Below are 18,581 nucleotides of genomic sequence, written 5' to 3'. Positions count from 1 at the left end.
TACGGCCGCCGCGATCTAGAGGAACATTATGAGAACGGAGCGCGACGTAAACCCGGATCCCTCCGCGCTCGCGTCCCGTTTCGCCGCGGTTCGTGCGCTCAGCGCCGCGCTCGTCGCGCCGCTCTCGGATGCCGATGCGACGATTCAGTCGATGGACGATGCCTCGCCCGCCAAATGGCATTTGGCGCATACGACGTGGTTCTTCGAGACCTTCGTGCTGCGCGATCACGTGCCCGGCTACCGCGTGCAGGACGATCGTTTCCCGTTCCTGTTCAACAGCTATTACGAAGCCGAGGGCCAGCGCCACGCCCGTCCGCGTCGCGGCATGCTGTCGCGTCCTTCGCTCGACGAGATTATGGGCTATCGCGCCACGGTGAACGCGGCGTTGCTGGGTGCGCTTCCCGATCTGCCGGCCGACGCGCGCGATCTGGTCGCGCTGGGCTGCCATCACGAGGAGCAGCATCAGGAACTGCTGCTCACCGACATTCTCCATCATTTCTCGGTGAATCCGCTCCAGCCGGCAATGTGGCAGGGCGCGCCCAAGGTCCCGGTCGCGATGCCCGGGCCGGTCGAGTGGATCGAGGGCAGGACGGGGCTGGTCGAGGTCGGGCACGACGAGTCAAGCAAGCGTGAAAACACGCGTATCGAGTCAAGCGAGTCAACCGGCGATACGATCGATGCGGCCGGTTCCGGCTTCGCCTTCGATTGCGAAGGGCCGCGCCACGCCGCCTTGCTCCATCCGCACGCGCTCGCCGATCGCACCGTCACCAATGGCGAATGGGCCGCGTTCATCGCCGACGGCGGCTATGCCGAGCCGCGCCACTGGCTTTCGGACGGCTGGGCATGGGTGCAAGCGCAAGGCATCGTTGCGCCGCTATATTGGGAGCGGAGCGAGGGCGGCTGGAGCCGCTTCGGGCTCGACGGCCGCCGCCCGGTCGATCCGGCCGCGCCGGTGGCCCATGTCAGCTTCTTCGAGGCCGATGCCTATGCCGGCTGGGCCGGCGCGCGGCTGCCTACTGAATTCGAATGGGAGGCGGCGGCGAGCGGCCATGACTCGAACGGCGGCAACCAGCTCGATGCCGCCGGTGCCGTCGAGCCACGTCCGTCGTCTGGTGGCCCCGCCTTTTTCGGCGATGTCTGGGAATGGACCGGCAGCGCCTTCCGCCCCTATCCGGGCTTCCGCGCCGCCGAAGGCGCAGTCGGCGAATATAACGGCAAGTTCATGAGCGGCCAGTTCGTGCTGCGCGGCGGCAGCTGCGCGACGCCGCGCGGGCATGTCCGGGCAAGCTATCGCAACTTCTTCTATCCGCACCAGCGCTGGCAGTTCACCGGCGTACGCCTGGCCAAGGATCTGTAACGATGCTCAAGCAGGAACAAGAGGATGGCGAGCGCGGCCTCGCCGATCCCAATTTCCGCGCCGATGTGCTGACCGGCCTCGCCGCGCGGCCGCGGGCGATCCCCGCACGCTGGTTCTACGATCGCCGCGGCTCCGAATTGTTCGAAGCGATCACCGACCTGCCCGAATATTATCCGACGCGCACCGAGACGGCATTGCTGATGCAGATCGGCCCGCAACTGGGCGCGCTCGCGGCGCGCAATGCCGCGGTGGTCGAGTTCGGCTCGGGCTCGTCGGCCAAGACGCCGATCCTGCTGCGCGCGATTCACCCCGCCGCGTATGTGCCGATCGACATTTCGGGCGAATTCCTCCGTCATTCGGCGCAGGCGCTCGCCGGCAGCTTCCCGGGACTTCCGGTGCTTCCGGTCGAGGCCGATTTCCTGCGCCCGCTGCCGCTGCCGGGCGAAGTCTCGGGGTTGCCCAAGCTCGGCTTCTTCCCCGGATCGACGATCGGCAACATGAATGCCTATCACGCGGTCGATCTGCTCCGCGCGATGCGCGACTGGCTGGGCGAAGGCGCACGACTGCTGATCGGGATGGACCGGGTCAAGTCGCCCGACATATTGATCCCGGCTTATGACGACGCGCAGGGCGTCACTGCCGCGTTCAACCTCAATTTGCTCGAGCGGATCAATCGCGAGCTTGCGGGCACGATCCCGGTCGACGCGTTCCGCCACCGTGCGATATGGAACCCCGATGCCGCCCGCATCGAGATGCACCTCGAGGCGCAGCGCGACGTGACCTTCAGCGTCGACGGCCGGGCGTTCGAGATGGCGGCGGGCGAGACGATCCATACCGAGAACAGCCACAAATATGGCCCCAATGGTGCCCGCATGCTGCTGCGCGCCGGCGGCTGGACGCCGATCCGCGAATGGACCGATCCCAAGGACTGGTTCGCGCTGGTGCTGTGCGAAGCGCAGCCGCTGCGGACGGCGCCGTGACCGTTCAGCGATAGACCGGCTCGGCCTTCCAGGTTCGCAGCCAGTTGATCGATCCGCGGCACTCGCCCATCGACCGCAGCTCGATCAGGCGGAAGCCCTTGCCGTTCCAGACATAGCTCGCGCTCTCGCCGCAATCGCCGATCCCGCGGCCCTTGGCGTGGGTGCCCAGCACGCTGGTCTTGGCGTCCCACCACGCATTGGTGAGCATCGCCGCCTCGCCGCTGCCGTCGCCCGAATAATCCATATCGGCGACCGCCGCCTTGCCGCCGCGCACGACGAAGGGCACGCTGTTGATGTTGTAGGCGCCACTGCCGCACGGCAGCAGCGCCAGAGTCGCACCGCCCCCCAGCGCGAAGGTCTGAACCGCGCTTTCCTTGTCGGACTCGGCCAGGTCCTCGTCGCAGCCCGCAGCCTTTTCCATTTGCTTGCGCAACACGGCGCTCACGGTGGCGGGCGTGCCGCCGCTACGCAATGCGGCGATGCGCGGCACCGCGGGCCCGGCAGGAACGCTGGCGGCGGGCTTCGCGCCCTTGGCCGCCGCCGCGGTGACGGTGCCGGCACGGCCCTGCCCGGCATCGATGAAGCGCAGCGCCGCGGAGGACCCCTTGAGCGAGATCGTGGCGATCGTCCCCCTGGCGTTGGCGAGCGTGAGCGCGCTTCCCTCGATCAAAGCGGCGACGATGCGCGCGGCTTCGGCGCCACCGAACCGCACCGCGCCGTCTTTCGGTACGCCCTGCGCCACCGGCTTGCCGTCGATCCTGAGCGCGACGTTATCGGTCGCCTTGGCCGAATCGACCGTAATTTCGAAGCCGCCCTGCGGCCCCGGCGCGCGGCGGATCGAGGCCGCCAGCGGGCCATCCTCGGGCCAGTCGCCTTCGCCCATCAGCGAGGTCATCTCGCAGATTGCGAGATTGTCGCAGGCCACCGCCCAGTCGCCATAGGTCTGCGAGGCGCCGGCGGCGGGATCGGCGGCGAGGAGCAGGAGCGCGAGCGTCAACATCCCCGGCGTCTAGCCGAGCCCGGCGCGGGGCGGTAGGGGCAGCGCATAAGTTGATCGTGGAGACGGACGATGCAGACGGTTGGAGTGATCGGCGCGGGACAGATGGGCGCGGGCATCGCGCAGGTTTCGGCGCAGGCGGGCTATTCGGTATTGCTCTCCGACATGGACCAGGCGCGGGCCGAGGCGGGCAAGGCCGGGATCGGCAAGCAGCTCGCCCGCGCGGTCGAGAAGGAAAAGATCAGCGCCGCCGATGCCGAAGCGGCGCTCGGCCGTATCACGCCGATCGGTGAACTTGCCGCGATGGCGCCCTGTGCGCTGGTGATCGAGGCGGCGACCGAGCGCGAGGCGGTCAAGCGGACGATCTTCGAGACGGTCGGCAAGGCACTTGGCCCAGACGCGATCCTCGCGAGCAACACCTCGTCGATCCCGATCACCCGCCTCGCCCAAGCCGCGCCCGATGCCGCGCGTTTCATGGGGGTGCACTTCTTCAACCCGGTGCCGGTGATGGGACTGATCGAATTGATCCGTGGCCTTGCCACGTCGGACGCGACGGTGGCGGCGGTCGAGAAATTCGGCGAGTCACTCGGCAAGCGCATCGTCCACGCCAACGACGCGCCGGGCTTCATCGTCAATCGCGTGCTGATGCCGATGCTCAACGAAGCCTGCTTCGCGCTCGGCGAGGGCGTCGCAACGATCCCCGATATCGACGCCGCCTGCCAGCTCGGGCTCAACCATCCGATGGGTCCGTTCGCGCTTGCCGATTTCATCGGGCTAGACACGTGCCTGGAGATCACCCGCGTGCTGTTCGAAGGCACCGGCGACCCCAAATTCCGGCCGGCGCCCGTGCTGGTCAAATATGTCGAGGCGGGCTGGTACGGCCGCAAGACCAAGCGCGGCTTCTACGATTATTCGGGGCCGGAGCCGGTGCCGACGCGCTAAGGCAGCAACAGCCCCGCCAGCGCCGCGCTCATCAGGTTCGCCAGGCTGCCCGCGATCAGCGCGCGGATGCCGAGCTTGGCGATCATCGGGCGCTGGTTGGGGGCGAGGCTGCCGGTCGCCGCCATCTGGATGGCGATCGAGCTGAAATTGGCGAAGCCGCACAGCGCGAAGGTGATGATCGCCACGGTGCGCGGCGCGAGATCCTTCATCTCGCCGAGCTGGATGAACGCGACGAATTCGTTGAGCACGACCTTGGTGCCGAACAGCCCGCCCGCCGCAGTCGCCTCGTGCCACGAGATGCCGAGCAGGTACATCACCGGCGCGAACACGCTGCCGATGATCTTCTGGAAGCTGAGATCCTTGAACCATTGCGCCCATTCGGCATTGCCGCTGGCATAGACCACCCAGTTTCCCGCCCCGCCGAGCAGCCCGTTGGCGAGCGCGACCAGGGCGACGAATGCCAGCACCATCGCGCCCACCGCGACGGCGATCTTGACGCCGGTCGATGCGCCGGTCGCCGCGGCCATGATCAGATTGGCGGCGCGCTCCTCCTCGAGGTCGTGCTCGGCGACCTTGATCACTTGGTCTTCGGGATCGTCGCCGAGCGGCAGTTCGCCGTTTGCCGGGACAAGCTCGTCGGGCATGATGATCTTGGCCATCAGCAGCCCGCCCGGCGCTCCCATGAACGACGCGGCGAGCAGATAGGGCAAAGCCTGCGGCCCGAGCAGGCTGGCATAGGCGGCGAGGATCGTCCCCGCGACACCCGCCATGCCCACGGTCATCACCGCAAACAATTGCGGCGGAGTCAGCCGCGCCAGATAGGGGCGGATCACCAGTGGCGACTCGCTCTGCCCGACGAAGATGTTGGCGGCGGCGCACAAGGATTCGACCTTGCTGGTGCCCACCACTTTCTCGATTCCCCCGCCGATCCAGCGGATGACGAACTGCATCACGCCGACATGGTACAGGATCGACACCAAGGCCGCGAAGAAGATGATCACGGGGAGCGCCGCGATCGCGAAGCTCTGCCCGCCGAGCTCTGGCCTGGCGAGCGGGCCGAACAGGAAGCTGGTGCCCGCCCCGGCATAGCCGAGCAGCGCCGAGACGCCGTTCGACAGCCCGTGCAGCGCGGCCTTGCCCCATTCGGTACGCAGCACGAGGACCGCTATCCCGGCCTGCAACGCAAATGCCGAGCCGACGACGCGCAGCCGGATCGCCCGCCGGTTGCCCGAAAGCAGCCAGGCGATCGCGAGGATCGCGATGATACCAAAAATGCCGATCGGAAACTGAGTCATCCGCTGGTCTGCGCCCCCGAGCCGGCTCCCCGATTTGGCCAGCAAAACCGGGAGCATACACGCTGCGGGCGATCAAACCAGAGGAAGTGCGGCATCTTTCGCGGCGGCTTGTTTCCCGCTAGCGTCGTGCCATGGAAAGCCGTCCCTACATCACCCGTTCGCTCTTTTTCCTCTCGATCTTCTACGGTGGCATGGTCTGCATCGCCGGCGTGCTCGGCAACAAGCAAGTGTCGCTTGGCCCTATCTCGGAGATCGGCAATTGGGTGGGCGTCGGGCCGCTCGCAGTGGAGGCGGGCATCTTCGCCTTCCTGCTGCTGGTAGCGGTGTCGAGTGCGGTCGCCGAACTTAACGGCCCCGATACCGCGCGACGACTGGTGCTGTGGGGCTTCGTCCCGCTGATCACTTCGGTGCTGCTCTCGCTGCTGGTGCTGGCGCTCCCCGCCTCGCCGAGCATGGAGCCTGACCGGCTGAACGCCTTCGCGCTGATGATGTCGGGAACCCCGCGGATCTGGCTGGGGGGGATCGTCGCTTATGGCATCTCGCAGATCCTGAACGTCACGATCTTCAGCGCGCTCAAGGCGGGCGGCGGCAAGCTGCTGTGGCTGCGCGCGGCGATCGCGAGCATGCTCAGCCAGATCGCCGACACGTTGATCTTCATCGGCATCGCCTTTTACGGCGTGTTCCCGATCCAGGAACTGCTCGTCGGCCAGATGCTGACCAAGGTGGTGCTCAGCCTCGTGCTGGTGCCGCCCTTGATCTATTTCTTCGTCGGGCTCGGCCGCTTCCTCGATCGCCGGCGCTCGCTCTAAGGGAACAATCCTCCTTCGCGCAGCGGCGGAAGGGGGACCATGAAGTGGTGGAGGGCCCTCTCCACCGGCTATCGCCCGCGGCTCCGCCCCCTCCGTCGCCTTTGGCGACACCTCCCCCGCTTCGCGAGGGGGGATTGTCGACGGCGCCGTCATCACCATTGCCGCTGGTGCGCGTGCGCCGTAAAGCGCGCGCGATGACCGACAACGCACCCGATCCGGCCTTGCTCGCCAAGGCCGAAACGCTCACCGAAGCGCTGCCCTATCTGCAGCGTTATGCGGGCGCGACCTTCGTCGTGAAATATGGCGGCCATGCGATGGGCGACCCCGAGCTGGCGCGCGATTTCGCCGAGGATGTCGTGCTGCTCCAGGCGGTCGGGATCAATCCGATCGTCGTCCATGGCGGCGGGCCGCAGATCGGCGCGATGCTCAAGCGGCTGGGCGTCGAATCGGAGTTCGTCGGGGGCCTGCGCGTCACCGATGCCGAGACCGCCAAGATCGCCGAGATGGTCCTCGCCGGATCGATCAACAAGGAAATCGTCGGCTGGATCGGCCAGGCCGGCGGCAAGGGCGTCGGCATTTCGGGCAAAGATGCGGGCCTCGTCACTGCCGAGAAGGTCCAGGGCCGCGAGCCCAATCCGCTGAGCGGGATCGAGCGCCATGTCGATCTCGGCTTCGTCGGCGAGCCGGTCGCGGTCGACCCGTCGATCCTGCGCTCGCTCGCGGCGCAGGGGTTCATTCCTGTGGTGGCGCCAATCGCGATGGGCGTCGACGGCCACACCTACAACATCAACGCCGACACGATGGCAGGGGCGATCGCCGCGGCGTGCGGCGCCAAGCGCTTCTTCCTGCTCACCGACGTGGCCGGCGTACTCGACAAAGCGGGCGATCTGATGACCGACCTGGATCCCGCAGGCGTCGCCGCGCTCCAGGCCGACGGCACGATATCGGGAGGCATGATCCCCAAGGTCGAGACCTGCGTCGCGGCGGTTCAGGCCGGAGTCGACGCGGCGGTGATCCTCGACGGACGCGTGCCGCACGCGATGCTGCTCGAGATCTTCACCCGGCGCGGCGCGGGCACGCTGGTCCACGTCTGAACCACGCACTATCTAATGCCAAACACCTCTCACGGAGAACGGGTTTGATCCTGATCCTCGACATCCTCCAGATCATCCTGACCGTCATCTGGTGGATCATCATCGTCCAGGCCATTCTGTCCTGGCTGATCGCATTCAACGTGATCAGCACGCACAACGAATATGTCGGCGCGATCTGGCGCGCGCTCCAGACGATCACCGATCCGATCTATCGGCCGATCCGGCGGGTGCTGCCCGATTTCGGCGGGCTCGATCTTTCGCCGATGGTGGTGCTGGTGATCCTGCTGATCCTCCAGCAGGCAGTGATGCCCGCGCTCTACCGCGTCGCGATCGGCGCACCGCTCTGAGCCGCGAGGGCGCGGCGTGGAAGCTGCGCCCCGACGGTATCGAAATCGCAGTCCGCGTGACGCCGCGCGCCGGTCGTGACGCGTTCGCGGCTGGCACTGACACTCATTTTACGGCGCGGCTGGCTGCACCGCCGGTTGAGGGCGCGGCGAATTCGGCGCTGGTCCAGCTGGTCGCCAAGGCGTTCGGCGTACCGAAGCGCGCCGTTACCTTGATCGCGGGCGACACCGCCCGGCTGAAGCGGCTTGCGATCACCGGCGACGCGCATGCGCTGGCGAAAATTGCCGCCAGCCTTTATGGACACGAGCCATGAGCGCAGCACTGATCGACGGCAAGGCATTCGCGGCGGGCCTCCGCGCCCGCATTGCAGAGCGGGTTCCCGCATTTCGGGAGGCGGCGGGCCGCGCGCCCGGGCTCGCGGTGGTATTGGTCGGCGAGGACCCGGCATCGGCGGTCTATGTCCGTTCCAAGGGCAAGCAGACCCGCGAGGCCGGCATGGAAAGCTTCGAACACAAGCTCCCCGCCGATGCCGATCAGGCGACCTTGCTGGCGCTGGTCGAGCAGCTCAATGCCGATCCCGCGGTGGACGGCATCCTCGTCCAATTGCCGCTGCCCGCGCATATCGACGCCGACGAAGTGCTGCTCCGCATCGATCCCGACAAGGATGTCGACGGCTTCCACCCGGTCAACGCCGGCCGGCTCGCCACCGGGCTGCCGGGGTTCGTGCCGTGCACCCCGCTCGGCTGCCTGATGCTGCTCGAAGACCGGCTCGGCGATCTCTCGGGTCTCGACGCAGTCGTGATCGGCCGATCCAACATCGTCGGCAAGCCCATGGCGGCGTTGCTCACCGCGAAGAGCTGCACCGTCACGCTCGCGCATTCGCGCACGCACAACCTGCCGCATTATCTCCGCCACGCCGACATCGTCGTCGCCGCAGTCGGTCGCCCCCACTTCGTCAAGGGCGAATGGCTCAAGCCCGGCGCCACGGTGATCGACGTCGGCATCAACCGCACAGAGAATGGCCTGACCGGCGACGTCGACTTCGACAGCGCCGCGAGCGTGGCGGGCGCGATCACCCCGGTGCCCGGCGGCGTCGGCCCGATGACGATCGCGGTCCTGCTGCGCAATACTTTGGTTGCGGCCCACCGCCGCGAGGGAGTCGCTCTCGACGAAGGGGAGATCTGATGCTGGCTGTGCTGCTGCTCCAGGCCGTCACTCCGGAAACGGCGGTCGAGGCCGAGCGCGCATTCAGCCGTGCGGCACTAACGCAAGGTCAGTGGACGGCGTTCCGGGAATTCGCCGCCACAGACAGCACGATGTTCGTGCCCGCACCGGTCAAGGCACAGGATTGGCTTAGGGATCGGAAAGACCCGCCACGTTCGGTAGAATGGTGGCCAACTGACAGCTACGTATCGTGTGACGGCAATCTCGCGGTGAACACCGGCGGCTGGAAACGGCCCGATGGATCGCTCGGCTATTTCACCACGGTCTGGCTGCGTCAGCCCGACGGCAGATTCAAATGGCTTGTTGATCACGGCGATGGCCTCAAGATTGCGCGCGTGCGCTTAACCGACCCAAAGGTGATGCGGGCGAGTTGCAGCGGCGCGAAAACACGCGGCCATCTCGGCGATTCCGTGATCAACCCCGAGGAGAAATCGGAAATTCATTTTTCATCCGATGGATCGCTGATCTGGCAATGGCGGGTAACGCCGGACGGGGCCCGAATGTTTAAGGCCTCTCTCTGGACCGGCACGGCCTATAAGACTGTGATCACCGACCAAGTGCCCGCACCCAAATGATCGAGCTCTTCATCTCCTCGTTCATCACCTTCTTCGTGGTGATCGATCCGCCGGGCTGCGCGCCGATCTTCGCCGGGCTGACCGCCGGCGCCAGCGGGGTGCACCGCCGCGCGATGGCGATGCGCGCGGTTCTGGTCGCCTCGGCGATATTGTTCGGCTTCGCCTTGTTCGGCGAGGCGTTGCTCCGCGCGCTCGGCATCAGCCTCAATGCGTTCCGCATCGCCGGCGGGATCATGCTGTTCCTGATCGCACTCGAGATGGTGTTCGAGAAACGCACCGAACGCCGCGAGGACCGCGCCGAGAAGATCCGCGCCGAGGAACCTGCCGACATCTCGATCTTCCCGATGGCGATGCCGATGATCGCCGGGCCGGGATCGATCGCCTCGGTGATGCTGCTGATGTCGCAGAGCGAAGGGATCGCGCGTTCGGCAGTGGTGCTCGCGGCGATGGCCTCGATCCTCGCGCTGACCCTGGTCGCATTGCTGATCGCCGGCCCGATCATGCGCGTGGTCGGCGCCAAGATCGAAGCGGTGGTGTCGCGACTGCTCGGCGTGCTGCTCGCCGCGCTCGCCGCGCAATTCGTGATCGACGGGCTGCGCGCCAGCTTCAGCGCAGGGGCGGCACTTTCGGGGCATTGACCGGCGTTTCGGGCAAGTCGTAGCGGATCCGCCACAGCCGGAACGGCGACTTTTCCGGCAGCTCTACCGGCTCGAGCCAGCGCGGCACCTGGTTGCGATGCAGCTGGCCATAAAAGCCGTCCGGACTGCGCGAGCGATAGACCGTGGTCTCCGCCATGTCCGGGCAGATCAGCAGATATTGCGCCTTGTGCCGTGCCGCGATCGCCCGGAAGCCGCTCGCCGGCCCGGTGAACGCGTGGTGCACGTCGAGGATCGCGTCGCCGTTGCGGTGATACGGCCCGGCAATCGCATCGTGATGGGTGATCGTGATCAGCCGCGGTCCCATGTCGACATGGCTGAACAGGATCGCCCGCGGGATCGCGTCGAGCTGCCGCAGCGGCGTCATCCGCGCGCAGGCGGCATTGGCCTGGGCAACCTTGTCGGGGCCGATCTTGCCGGGCTTGCCCTTGTCCGCGGGCAGCCACGGCAGGACAAGTCCGGCGAAAAGCCCCGAGACGAGCAGGAAGGCAATCGCCGAGCCGAACACCCGGACCAGCATCGACGAGCGGGCGAGGAACCACGGCACCACCAGCCACGCCAAGGCCGTCGCCCCCGGCACGCTCAGCATCTGTGCGGCGGGTCCGGCGCGGATCTGCCAGAGCAGCATCGCCGCGGCGAACGCGGTGAACAAGGCGATCGCTGCCCAGGCAACCGCCGCCTCGCTGCGCCGCGCGCGCCATGTCGCGACCAGCGCGCCGAGTATGCCGATCACCGGCAGCACTGCGATCGGGAAGCCGGTCTTGAACGGGTGCCGGTAGATCGGCCGCGCCTCGCGGACATTGTTGAGCCAGGTCCGCGCGAGCTCGTCCGAAACCTGTTCGGGCCGGCCGAGGCATTGTGGGAACAGCGCCACGAACCCGGCCACGATCACGCTCCCCGCCGCGGCGGCGAGCGCGAGACGAAGCCAGCGATTCTGGGGGCGCAGCAAGGACAATGCGAACAGCAGGGTCCCCGCGGCCATCACCACGCTCAGCCATACCGGAGTCAGCGCGTCGCAGCGCATCGCCTGATTGGCATTCGAGGCGAACAGCGCGAAGCCCAGCGCCGACCCGCCCGCGAGGCTGAGGCCATAGACCTGCATCCGCCGTGCGTCGCCGCCGTCCCACACCCAGCGCAAGGCGATGATCGCCCCCGCCATCGCGCAATAAGGCAGCATCTCGAGTCCGATGCTCAGCGACAGCGCACTCGACAGCCCCACGGTGGCTCCGCCGCGCGCGCGGCTTGTGTCGGCGAGGCCGGCGACGGTGAGCGCGAGACAGGCGAGCTGCCAGCCATGATGGTCGATGCGCATCGGCGCATACATCAGGATGGTCGACGTGCAGCCCATCAGCACGATCAGCGCAAGCGGCCAGGCATGAGGCGCGACCAGCCGGCGGACGGTGAGGCCGAGCCCGGTCATCGTCACCGCCAGCGGGATCAGCGGAGCGAAGCCGCACGCCCATTTCTCCGCCATCACAGTCCCGACGAACGGCTTGAGCAGCAGGATCAGCGCGGCGATCGGCAAATCGACGATGCGGCTCCAATGGATGTCGAACCCGCCCATCGCCGGATCGAGCCGGTATTGGCGGAGATCGTACCAGCCCTGCCCGGCGAGCAGGCCGCGGACCTGCATCAGCCGCATATTGTCGTCGGTGTCGCCAAGCACGAGCCAATTGATATTGCCCTGGCGCTGCCACAGATACCAGACGACCACGCCCAGCCAGAACAGCAGCATGCCGGCCAGCCAGCGGCGGTCCAGTTCGTCTTTCAGGCGCACGCCGCTTATTCCGCTCAGCTTCAAAATTGCTTCCCTCGCTCCGCGCTACGCATTAGGGCGGCGCCCTGCGCGAGGGCAAGCTAGACTAGTGACGGCATTCTTGCATCGGATGGAATCCCTGATGGCCAGCGGCGTGCTCGGCCAGCTGATCCGCTTCGGCATCGCCGGCGGGATTTCCACGCTGATCTATTCGGCAGTCTATCTGCCGCTCGCCTATTTCGTCCTGGCCAAGAACATGGCGGTGGTCGCGGTGTTGCCGGCATTTTTCGTCGCGGCGACCTGCGGCTTTTTCCTGCACAGCATCTGGAGCTTCAGGGGGCACGGCACGCGCGATACCAGCGGGCGGCAGCATTTGAAGTTTTTCCTGGTCCAGGGCTTCGGGCTGGTGCTCAATGCGTTGTTCACCTGGGTGATCACCGGACCGCTTCACGGGCCGCAATGGCTGCCGCTGGTGCCGATCGTGCTGATCACACCGCTCGCGACTTTCGCGCTCAACCGCCAATGGGTATTCGGCTGATATGGACCGTATCGTTTATGAGCGCATGGCCGAGCACGACACCACGCATTGGTGGTATCGCGCGCGCCGCGACATCCTCGCCGATTACCTCACGCGCTGGGGCGATCTGCCCAAGGATGCGCGGATCCTCGAGATCGGCTGCGGCACCGGGCACAATCTGCCGATGCTCGCACAGTTCGGCGAGATCGACGCGATCGAGATCGACGAAACCGCGGGCGCCAAGGCGAGCGAGCGGCTTGGCAAGCCCGTCGGCACCGCGCCGCTCCCCGAGCTGGTCGGAGTGGAGCCTGGCAGCTACGATTTGGTCGCGGTGCTCGACGTGATCGAGCATGTCGAGGACGATGTCGCGGCGCTGAAGGCGATCGCCGCGGCGCTCAAGCCCGGCGGCAGGATCCTGATCACGGTGCCGGCACACCAATGGATGTGGAGCGCGCACGACGTGGTCAATCACCACAAGCGGCGTTATTCGAAGGCGGGGTTCGCGGCATTGCTCGACAAGGCCGGACTGGAGGGTCGCAAGCTCGGTTATTTCAATTCCTTGCTGTTTCCCGTCGCAGTGGCGGCGCGCTTCGCGGGCAAGCTGATGGGCAAGGACGATAGCGACGATTCGCCGCCGCCCAAGCTACTCAACACCTTGTTCGAAGGCATCTTCCGGCTTGAGCGGCATGTGGTCGGCCGGGTGCCGCTGCCTCCCGGGCTGTCGCTGATCGCGCTGGCGACAGTGAAGCGCTGAGCGGCTCCGCTACTCCGCCACCTCGCTCCGCGCGACCTGCGGCGAGACGCTGACTTCGCCCGAATCCTCGAAGCGATAGCCGAGCGACGCGTGCCCCAGCACCGGCCCGGCGACATCCGCTACCAGATAGAGCGGCCGCCGCTTGGACTCGACATAGAGCCGCCCGAGATATTCGCCGATCATCCCGAGCACGAACATCTGGACCGCGCCGAGCACCACGACGACGAGCATCAGCGAGGTCCAGCCCGGGATCGCGCGGCCGAACAGCCAGCCGACCAGAATGTAGAGCACGAGCAGGGCCGAGGCGGCAGTCAGCAGCAGCCCAACATGGCTGGCGAAGCGCAATGGAGCGGTCGAGAAGCCGGTGATCGCGTCGATGGCAAAGCGGATCATCTTGCCGAGCGGATATTTGCTCTCCCCGGCGTGCCGTTCGTGCCGGTCATAGGGAAACGGCACCTGCTTGAATCCGATCCACGCCACCATCCCGCGGATGAAGCGCGCCTGTTCGGGCAGCGACAGAAACGCGTCGAGCGCACGCCGCGTCATCAGCCGGAAGTCACCGGTATCGAGCGGGATCGGCGTGTCGGTGATCCGGTCGAGCATGCGATAGAAGAACGCCGCGGTGATCTTCTTGAAGATCGTCTCGCCATCGCGCTTGCGCCGCACCGCATAGACGACGTCGGCGCCCTGGCTCTTCATCGCCGCGCGCATGTCGGTGAGCAATTCGGGCGGATCCTGGAGATCGGCATCGATGATCAATATCTCGTCGCCCGCGCACAGATCGAGCCCGGCGGTGAGCGCGAGTTGATGGCCATGGTTGCGCGACAGATTGATCGCGACGAGACGCGGATCGCCTTCGGACAGCCGCTGCATCACCTTCCAGCTGGCGTCGCGCGAGCCGTCGTTGATCAGCACGATCTCGTAATCATTGCCCACCGCCGCCTGCGCCGCAGCCGAGATGCGCGCGTGCAGCATGTCGAGGCACGCCTCTTCATTGTAGCAAGGGACGACGACGGAAAGCTTGGGCCTCTTCATGACCGGCCGCTGTAGCGGGGCATGAGGGCGGCGTCACATGAAAATCCGCCGAACCGCCCTCCCCCGACGGGAGAGGGAATTAGGCCCGCTCTACCGAATTGACGACGTCCGCCGCGCGGAGCGCCGCGAGCAGCCGCATCAGATGCGTCGCGTTGCGGACCTCGACGTCGATCGCATTGGTGTGGAACGTCGTGTCGCGATTGTCCATCCGGAGCCCGAGGATGTTGGCCTTCTGCGCGCCGATCAAGGTCGCCACCGCGCCCAGCGCACCGGGCTCGTTCTTGAGCGTCACCGCGATCCGCGCGATGCCGCCCTCGGCGCGGTCGCCCCAGGTCAAGTCGACCCAATCCTCCTCGTCGGTCTCGCCGAGTCCGGCGCAGTCGATCCGGTGAACCTCGATCGGCTCGCCGGGCCGGCGCACCCCGACGATGCGATCACCCGGGACCGGGCGGCAATCCTCGGAGAAGTTGAACGCGACCCCGGGAGTCAGCCCCTTGATGTCGATTGCCCGCGCCTGGCTGGGCATTTCCTGCTCGGCGCCCTCGGTAGAGCCCGGCATCACCGCTTCCATCACTTGCGCATCGGTCAGCTTGCGCCGCGCGATCGCCTCCATCAGCGCACCCTCGTCGGCGAGCTTCAAGCGCTTGAGCGCATCCGTGAGCGCGCCCTCGCCCGCTGGCGTCGGCAGCCGCTGGACGATCTCGTCATACAGTTTGCGGCCGAGCGCCACCGTCTCGTCGCGCTCCTTGTGGCGGATGTGCCGGCGGATCGCCGCGCGCGCCTTGCCGGTGATCGCGAAGTTGAGCCAGTTTGCCTGCGGCTCCTGCGCTTTCGAGCGCAGGATCGCGACCTGGTCGCCCTGCTGGATCTCGGTGCGCAGCGGCACCACCTTGCCGTTGACCTTGGCGCCGACCGCCTGGTCGCCGAGATCGGTATGGACGGCATATGCGAAGTCGATCGGCGTCGCGCCCTTGGGCAGCTGGATCAGCTCGCCCTTGGGGGTGAAGGCGAAGATCCGATCCTGGTACATCGCCATCCGGGTATGCTCGAGCAGCTCCTCGGGGCTTTCGGCATGTTCGAGGATCTCGATCAGGTCGCGGATCCAGCTGACCTGGGTATCGGGGCGCACCGAATCCTGCTTGTATGCCCAGTGTGCGGCGAGGCCGAATTCGGCACGGGCATGCATGTCGCGCGTGCGGATCTGGATTTCGACGCGGGTATCGCCGGCGTGCATGATCGTCGTGTGGAGCGAGCGATAGCCGTTGCGCTTGGGCGTCGAGATGTAATCCTTGAACCGCCCCGGCACCATCGGCCAGCGCCGGTGGATCACCCCGAGCGCACGGTAACATTCCTCTTCACTTTCGACGATCGCGCGGAACGCCATCACGTCGCTGAGCTGCTCGAGCGACACATGGCGCTCGGACATCTTCTTCCAGATCGAATAAGGATGCTTCTCGCGTCCCGAAATCTCCCCCTCGACGCCGCCGCGCGCAAGCAGCAGCTTGAGGCCCGAGGCGATCTTGGCGATGCGGTCCTCGCCTTCGACCTTCAGGCTCTCGAGCCGCTTGGTGATGCTCTCATAGGCTTCGGGCTCGAGCTCGCGGAAAGCGAGCGTCTGCATCTCCTTCATGAACTCGTACATGCCGATCCGCTCGGCGAGCGGGGCATAGATGTCCATCGTCTCGCGGGCGATGCGCTTGCGCTTGTCCGGGTTCTTGATGAAGTGGAGCGTGCGCATATTGTGCAGCCGGTCTGCCAGCTTGACCAGCAGCACGCGGATGTCGTCGGACATTGCGAGCAGGAACTTGCGGAGGTTTTCCGCGGCGCGCTCGCTCTCGGTCTGCGCCTCGATCTTGGAGAGCTTGGTCACCCCGTCGACCATCCGCGCGACATTGTCGCCGAACAGCCGGCGGATCTCCTCGGGCGTGGCGACGGTATCCTCGATTGTGTCGTGGAGGATCGCCGTCGCGATGGTCTCGGCATCGAGATGCAAGTCGGTGAGGATGCCGGCGACTTCGATCGGATGGCTGAAATAGGGATCGCCGCTCGCGCGCTTCTGGCTGCCATGCGCGTTGACCGAGAAGACATACGCGCGGTTGAGCAACGCCTCGTCGGCTTCGGGGTCGTAGGACAGGACCCGGTCTACAAGTTCATATTGACGCAGCACGGGGCCTAGATGGCGCCCCGTGCTGCTGCATTGCAATGTTTTTCGCGGCCTAGCGCGCCTTGGTGTTGCACTTGGCGAGCGCATCCGCGTCGAAGTCCGCGCCGCCCGCGCGGAACGACTGGAGCTGGCCGACTTCGCGGGCGACGAGTTCGCAGACGATGTGGTCGCGCGCATTCGCCTTGGACGCGACGCAGACGCCTTCGCCGCATTTCCAGATCGTCGAGCGCGTGACCAAGCTGTTCTTCTCGGGCGACGTCACCGGCGTCGCGGCATAATAGCCGCGTGCGGTCTGGGCGAAGCCGGTCGCAGGGGTGAGCGCCAGCGTGGCCGCGGCAGCTGCCGCGACGGCAAGATATCGGGTCATATCGTCCTCCTGGGGAACTTCCGGGCGCAACATCAGTTGCGAATCAATACCTAATTGACACACAGGTAAGTTGCAAGCAGAAACTATTGCTGCGTCGCAATGTGTTATCCCGTTTCTCGGGTCGGCGAATTGGAGTAGAGTGCTCAGTCATGGGTGGTGCGGTCCGAGAGTCGCTGCGTGAGCTGGCGAAAGAGTGCAGCCTTCCGGCTGCGCTGGAGGCGATGGGGGAGCGCTGGTCGTTCCTGATCCTGCGCGGCTCGTTCAACGGACTGCATCATTTCGAGGAGTTCCAGTCGGAGCTCGGCATCGCGCGCAATATCCTTGCCAACCGGCTGGCGCGGCTGGTCGACAAGGATATTCTCGTGCGCCGGCCTTGCCCCGAGGATCGCCGCAAGATCGAATATCGCCTCACCGACAAGGGTTATGCGCTGTTGCCGACGATGGTCGCGCTACGCCAATGGGGCGAGCGCTGGGAGACCTGCGTACCTGCCTCGCCGGTATTGGTCGACGCGCGCGACCGCCGGCCGATCGCGCCCGTGACGGTCCAGGCGCAGGACGGCCGCGTGCTCCAGAAGGGCGATCTCGTCTGGGCGCTTCCCGAGGACGTGTTCGACGAGCCCGAGATGCGTGCCGCCGAATAGCGGCATCGAGCGGCGGGTCCTCGCCATGCTGCACCGCAAGATTTAGGTGCCGTTTACCATTCGTTAACGTCTCCCGTTCATATTTCGACAATAGTTTTCGACAATTCGGACGTTGATCGGAGGATCGCCAATGTATCGGCGCATCGCCACGCTTTTTCTGTGTGCAACGCTTGCCGCCTGCGCGGCCAAGGCTCCCCCGCCGCAGGTGGTGTTCGTCAGCACCGTCAAGGTCGAGGAGCCGCCGGCATGGCGCGCCTCGATCCGCCCGGAAGACGAGGCCCGGCTCGGCGATCTGCGGGCGAACTGGGATGGCCTGCACGCGAAGCTGACGCCGCGCGTCCGCACCGCACAGGGTAGATTGGTCGATCCGCAGGCAGGTCTCGACATGCCGGGGGTGACTCCCGGCTCCTATCATTGCCGGGTAGTCAAGCTGCGCACCCCGCGGCGCGGCGCGGCGACCGTCCGCAGCTCGTCGAACGACTTCTGTTACGTGTCGGGCACGGCGGAGGGCGTCGCCTTCGTCAAGCAGACCGGCGCCGATCCCGCCGCCGGCTATTTCTACCCCGACGGCAAGCGCTATGTCTTCCTCGGCGCACGCCAGCGTCGCGCGGGGGACAATTCGATCGGCTATGGCAACCAGCCCGCCCGCGACATGGTCGGCGTAGTCGAGCGCGTCGGCGGGTTCCGCTGGCGGCTGGCGGTAGCCGGCGCCGACGGACGCCAGCTCGACATCTACGAGCTCACCCCGGTCCCGGTCGACCAGCAGCCGCGCGGCTGAGGGGCCGCCATAGGCGCACAGAAGACTCCATTTCGGATACATTTTCGTCCGAAGCGGACCTGAACCGTGGCACGATGCGCTTGTGGCAGAAGGCGGCACTCCTCGGGTAGAATATGCGTGCGAGCGCTGCGGCAGCGTGGCCGTGACGCGCGACGCCTGGGCCGAATGGAACCTGGAAAGCCAAGCCTGGGTGCTCAGCGAGATATTCGATTTCGCCTTTTGCCACACCTGCGCCCGCGAGAGCCGGTTGACCGAACGCGCGGGGCGGTAGGCGCGCGCATCATGATCCTTCGCT

Annotated in this window: 21 protein-coding genes; 15 read left to right on the top strand and 6 right to left on the bottom strand. The window is 66.4% G+C overall.

What is annotated here, in order from left to right; genetic code table 11:
• The first annotated feature begins 28 nt into the window (after positions 1-28).
• Both egtB and egtD read left to right on the top strand, forming a co-directional pair.
• The gene (gene egtB, locus E5A73_RS11470) at positions 29-1,357 is read left to right on the top strand and encodes an ergothioneine biosynthesis protein EgtB (protein WP_135963958.1); all 1,329 of its coding nucleotides are present in this window, start codon (positions 29-31) and stop codon (positions 1,355-1,357) included.
• Between the two features lie 2 nt (positions 1,358-1,359).
• Complete coding sequence (egtD, locus tag E5A73_RS11465) at positions 1,360-2,337, top strand: L-histidine N(alpha)-methyltransferase (protein WP_135963957.1); 978 nt, start codon at positions 1,360-1,362, stop codon at positions 2,335-2,337.
• 4 nt (positions 2,338-2,341) lie between these two features.
• Here egtD and E5A73_RS11460 read toward each other — a convergent pair whose 3' ends face one another.
• Positions 2,342-3,334, bottom strand: coding sequence for a DUF1176 domain-containing protein (locus E5A73_RS11460; protein ID WP_168355904.1), 993 nt, complete (start codon positions 3,332-3,334; stop codon positions 2,342-2,344).
• 72 nt (positions 3,335-3,406) lie between these two features.
• Here E5A73_RS11460 and E5A73_RS11455 point away from each other — a divergent pair, with 72 nt between their 5' ends.
• Positions 3,407-4,276 carry a 3-hydroxyacyl-CoA dehydrogenase NAD-binding domain-containing protein gene (locus tag E5A73_RS11455; RefSeq protein WP_135963955.1) on the top strand — a complete coding sequence of 290 codons (870 nt, stop codon included), beginning with the start codon at positions 3,407-3,409 and terminating at the stop codon, positions 4,274-4,276.
• On the opposite strand, the gene E5A73_RS11450 is transcribed toward E5A73_RS11455, so the two are convergent.
• Positions 4,273-5,571 (bottom strand): NupC/NupG family nucleoside CNT transporter, encoded by a 1,299-nt coding sequence (locus E5A73_RS11450; protein ID WP_135963954.1) that lies wholly within the window; start codon positions 5,569-5,571, stop codon positions 4,273-4,275. The two genes, E5A73_RS11455 and E5A73_RS11450, sit on opposite strands and share 4 nt — an antisense overlap.
• Before the next feature lie 131 nt (positions 5,572-5,702).
• On the opposite strand from E5A73_RS11450, the gene E5A73_RS11445 reads away from it, so the two are divergent.
• The 7 genes from E5A73_RS11445 to E5A73_RS11415 all read left to right on the top strand — a co-directional run bounded on the left by E5A73_RS11445 (position 5,703) and on the right by E5A73_RS11415 (position 10,256).
• Positions 5,703-6,380: a queuosine precursor transporter gene (locus tag E5A73_RS11445; protein ID WP_135963953.1), complete on the top strand. Its 678-nt coding sequence runs from the start codon at positions 5,703-5,705 to the stop codon at positions 6,378-6,380.
• Between the two features lie 194 nt (positions 6,381-6,574).
• Positions 6,575-7,474, top strand: coding sequence for an acetylglutamate kinase (gene argB, locus E5A73_RS11440; protein ID WP_135963952.1), 900 nt, complete (start codon positions 6,575-6,577; stop codon positions 7,472-7,474).
• Between the two features lie 44 nt (positions 7,475-7,518).
• Positions 7,519-7,821 (top strand): YggT family protein, encoded by a 303-nt coding sequence (locus E5A73_RS11435; RefSeq protein ID WP_135963951.1) that lies wholly within the window; start codon positions 7,519-7,521, stop codon positions 7,819-7,821.
• Positions 7,818-8,132 carry a DUF167 domain-containing protein gene (locus tag E5A73_RS11430; RefSeq protein WP_135964233.1) on the top strand — a complete coding sequence of 105 codons (315 nt, stop codon included), beginning with the start codon at positions 7,818-7,820 and terminating at the stop codon, positions 8,130-8,132. Before E5A73_RS11435 ends, E5A73_RS11430 begins: the two co-directional genes overlap by 4 nt.
• Complete coding sequence (gene folD / locus E5A73_RS11425) at positions 8,129-9,004, top strand: bifunctional methylenetetrahydrofolate dehydrogenase/methenyltetrahydrofolate cyclohydrolase FolD (RefSeq protein ID WP_135963950.1); 876 nt, start codon at positions 8,129-8,131, stop codon at positions 9,002-9,004. The genes E5A73_RS11430 and folD overlap by 4 nt, the downstream gene beginning before the upstream one ends.
• On the top strand, positions 9,004-9,618 hold the full coding sequence (locus E5A73_RS11420; RefSeq protein ID WP_135963949.1) for a Cif family virulence factor: 615 nt from the start codon (positions 9,004-9,006) through the stop codon (positions 9,616-9,618). The genes folD and E5A73_RS11420 overlap by 1 nt, the downstream gene beginning before the upstream one ends.
• A complete protein-coding gene (locus E5A73_RS11415; protein WP_135963948.1) occupies positions 9,615-10,256 on the top strand; it encodes a MarC family protein in 642 nt (213 codons plus the stop codon). Before E5A73_RS11420 ends, E5A73_RS11415 begins: the two co-directional genes overlap by 4 nt.
• On the opposite strand, the gene E5A73_RS11410 is transcribed toward E5A73_RS11415, so the two are convergent.
• Complete coding sequence (locus tag E5A73_RS11410; RefSeq protein ID WP_135964232.1) at positions 10,225-12,009, bottom strand: AcrB/AcrD/AcrF family protein; 1,785 nt, start codon at positions 12,007-12,009, stop codon at positions 10,225-10,227. The genes E5A73_RS11415 and E5A73_RS11410 overlap by 32 nt on opposite strands.
• A gap of 163 nt (positions 12,010-12,172) precedes the next feature.
• Between E5A73_RS11410 and E5A73_RS11405 the strand changes: the two genes are divergently transcribed.
• Positions 12,173-12,568, top strand: coding sequence for a GtrA family protein (locus tag E5A73_RS11405; protein WP_240700139.1), 396 nt, complete (start codon positions 12,173-12,175; stop codon positions 12,566-12,568).
• Between the two features lies 1 nt (position 12,569).
• The gene (locus E5A73_RS11400) at positions 12,570-13,301 is read left to right on the top strand and encodes a class I SAM-dependent methyltransferase (RefSeq protein WP_135963947.1); all 732 of its coding nucleotides are present in this window, start codon (positions 12,570-12,572) and stop codon (positions 13,299-13,301) included.
• A 9-nt stretch (positions 13,302-13,310) separates the two neighbouring features.
• Here E5A73_RS11400 and E5A73_RS11395 read toward each other — a convergent pair whose 3' ends face one another.
• The 3 genes from E5A73_RS11395 to E5A73_RS11385 all read right to left on the bottom strand — a co-directional run bounded on the left by E5A73_RS11395 (position 13,311) and on the right by E5A73_RS11385 (position 16,867).
• Positions 13,311-14,336 carry a glycosyltransferase family 2 protein gene (locus E5A73_RS11395; RefSeq protein WP_135963946.1) on the bottom strand — a complete coding sequence of 342 codons (1,026 nt, stop codon included), beginning with the start codon at positions 14,334-14,336 and terminating at the stop codon, positions 13,311-13,313.
• Between the two features lie 79 nt (positions 14,337-14,415).
• Positions 14,416-16,503 (bottom strand): RelA/SpoT family protein, encoded by a 2,088-nt coding sequence (locus tag E5A73_RS11390; RefSeq protein ID WP_135963945.1) that lies wholly within the window; start codon positions 16,501-16,503, stop codon positions 14,416-14,418.
• A gap of 49 nt (positions 16,504-16,552) precedes the next feature.
• Positions 16,553-16,867, bottom strand: a complete 315-nt coding sequence (locus E5A73_RS11385) for a CC_3452 family protein (protein ID WP_135963944.1) — start codon at positions 16,865-16,867, stop codon at positions 16,553-16,555.
• Positions 16,868-17,016: 149 nt separating this feature from the next.
• On the opposite strand from E5A73_RS11385, the gene E5A73_RS11380 reads away from it, so the two are divergent.
• The 3 genes from E5A73_RS11380 to E5A73_RS21905 all read left to right on the top strand — a co-directional run bounded on the left by E5A73_RS11380 (position 17,017) and on the right by E5A73_RS21905 (position 18,557).
• Entirely contained in the window at positions 17,017-17,508 is a 492-nt protein-coding gene (locus E5A73_RS11380; protein ID WP_135963943.1) for a winged helix-turn-helix transcriptional regulator, read from the top strand.
• A gap of 130 nt (positions 17,509-17,638) precedes the next feature.
• A complete protein-coding gene (locus E5A73_RS11375; protein WP_135963942.1) occupies positions 17,639-18,286 on the top strand; it encodes a DUF4893 domain-containing protein in 648 nt (215 codons plus the stop codon).
• Between the two features lie 142 nt (positions 18,287-18,428).
• On the top strand, positions 18,429-18,557 hold the full coding sequence (locus tag E5A73_RS21905; protein WP_276605809.1) for a hypothetical protein: 129 nt from the start codon (positions 18,429-18,431) through the stop codon (positions 18,555-18,557).
• Positions 18,558-18,581 lie beyond the last annotated feature (24 nt).

This window comes from Sphingomonas gei (assembly GCF_004792685.1).
Classification (GTDB): domain Bacteria; phylum Pseudomonadota; class Alphaproteobacteria; order Sphingomonadales; family Sphingomonadaceae; genus Sphingomonas; species Sphingomonas gei.
This window is presented reverse-complemented; position numbering and strand designations above follow the sequence as displayed.

Excerpts from the sequence above, each read along its gene's own strand:
- egtD (WP_135963957.1), top strand. The coding sequence starts at position 1,360 with ATGCTCAAGCAGGAACAAGAGGATGGCGAGCGCGGCCTCGCCGATCCC.
- E5A73_RS11380 (WP_135963943.1), top strand. The coding sequence starts at position 17,017 with ATGGGTGGTGCGGTCCGAGAGTCGCTGCGTGAGCTGGCGAAAGAGTGC.
- E5A73_RS11405 (WP_240700139.1), top strand. The coding sequence starts at position 12,173 with ATGGCCAGCGGCGTGCTCGGCCAGCTGATCCGCTTCGGCATCGCCGGC.
- E5A73_RS11420 (WP_135963949.1), top strand. The coding sequence starts at position 9,004 with ATGCTGGCTGTGCTGCTGCTCCAGGCCGTCACTCCGGAAACGGCGGTC.
- egtB (WP_135963958.1), top strand. The coding sequence starts at position 29 with ATGAGAACGGAGCGCGACGTAAACCCGGATCCCTCCGCGCTCGCGTCC.
- argB (WP_135963952.1), top strand. The coding sequence starts at position 6,575 with ATGACCGACAACGCACCCGATCCGGCCTTGCTCGCCAAGGCCGAAACG.
- E5A73_RS11395 (WP_135963946.1), bottom strand. The coding sequence starts at position 14,336 with ATGAAGAGGCCCAAGCTTTCCGTCGTCGTCCCTTGCTACAATGAAGAG.
- E5A73_RS11445 (WP_135963953.1), top strand. The coding sequence starts at position 5,703 with ATGGAAAGCCGTCCCTACATCACCCGTTCGCTCTTTTTCCTCTCGATC.
- E5A73_RS11375 (WP_135963942.1), top strand. The coding sequence starts at position 17,639 with ATGTATCGGCGCATCGCCACGCTTTTTCTGTGTGCAACGCTTGCCGCC.
- E5A73_RS11455 (WP_135963955.1), top strand. The coding sequence starts at position 3,407 with ATGCAGACGGTTGGAGTGATCGGCGCGGGACAGATGGGCGCGGGCATC.
- E5A73_RS11450 (WP_135963954.1), bottom strand. The coding sequence starts at position 5,571 with ATGACTCAGTTTCCGATCGGCATTTTTGGTATCATCGCGATCCTCGCG.
- folD (WP_135963950.1), top strand. The coding sequence starts at position 8,129 with ATGAGCGCAGCACTGATCGACGGCAAGGCATTCGCGGCGGGCCTCCGC.
- E5A73_RS11410 (WP_135964232.1), bottom strand. The coding sequence starts at position 12,009 with ATGCTGCTGTTCTGGCTGGGCGTGGTCGTCTGGTATCTGTGGCAGCGC.
- E5A73_RS11385 (WP_135963944.1), bottom strand. The coding sequence starts at position 16,867 with ATGACCCGATATCTTGCCGTCGCGGCAGCTGCCGCGGCCACGCTGGCG.
- E5A73_RS11400 (WP_135963947.1), top strand. The coding sequence starts at position 12,570 with ATGGACCGTATCGTTTATGAGCGCATGGCCGAGCACGACACCACGCAT.
- E5A73_RS11415 (WP_135963948.1), top strand. The coding sequence starts at position 9,615 with ATGATCGAGCTCTTCATCTCCTCGTTCATCACCTTCTTCGTGGTGATC.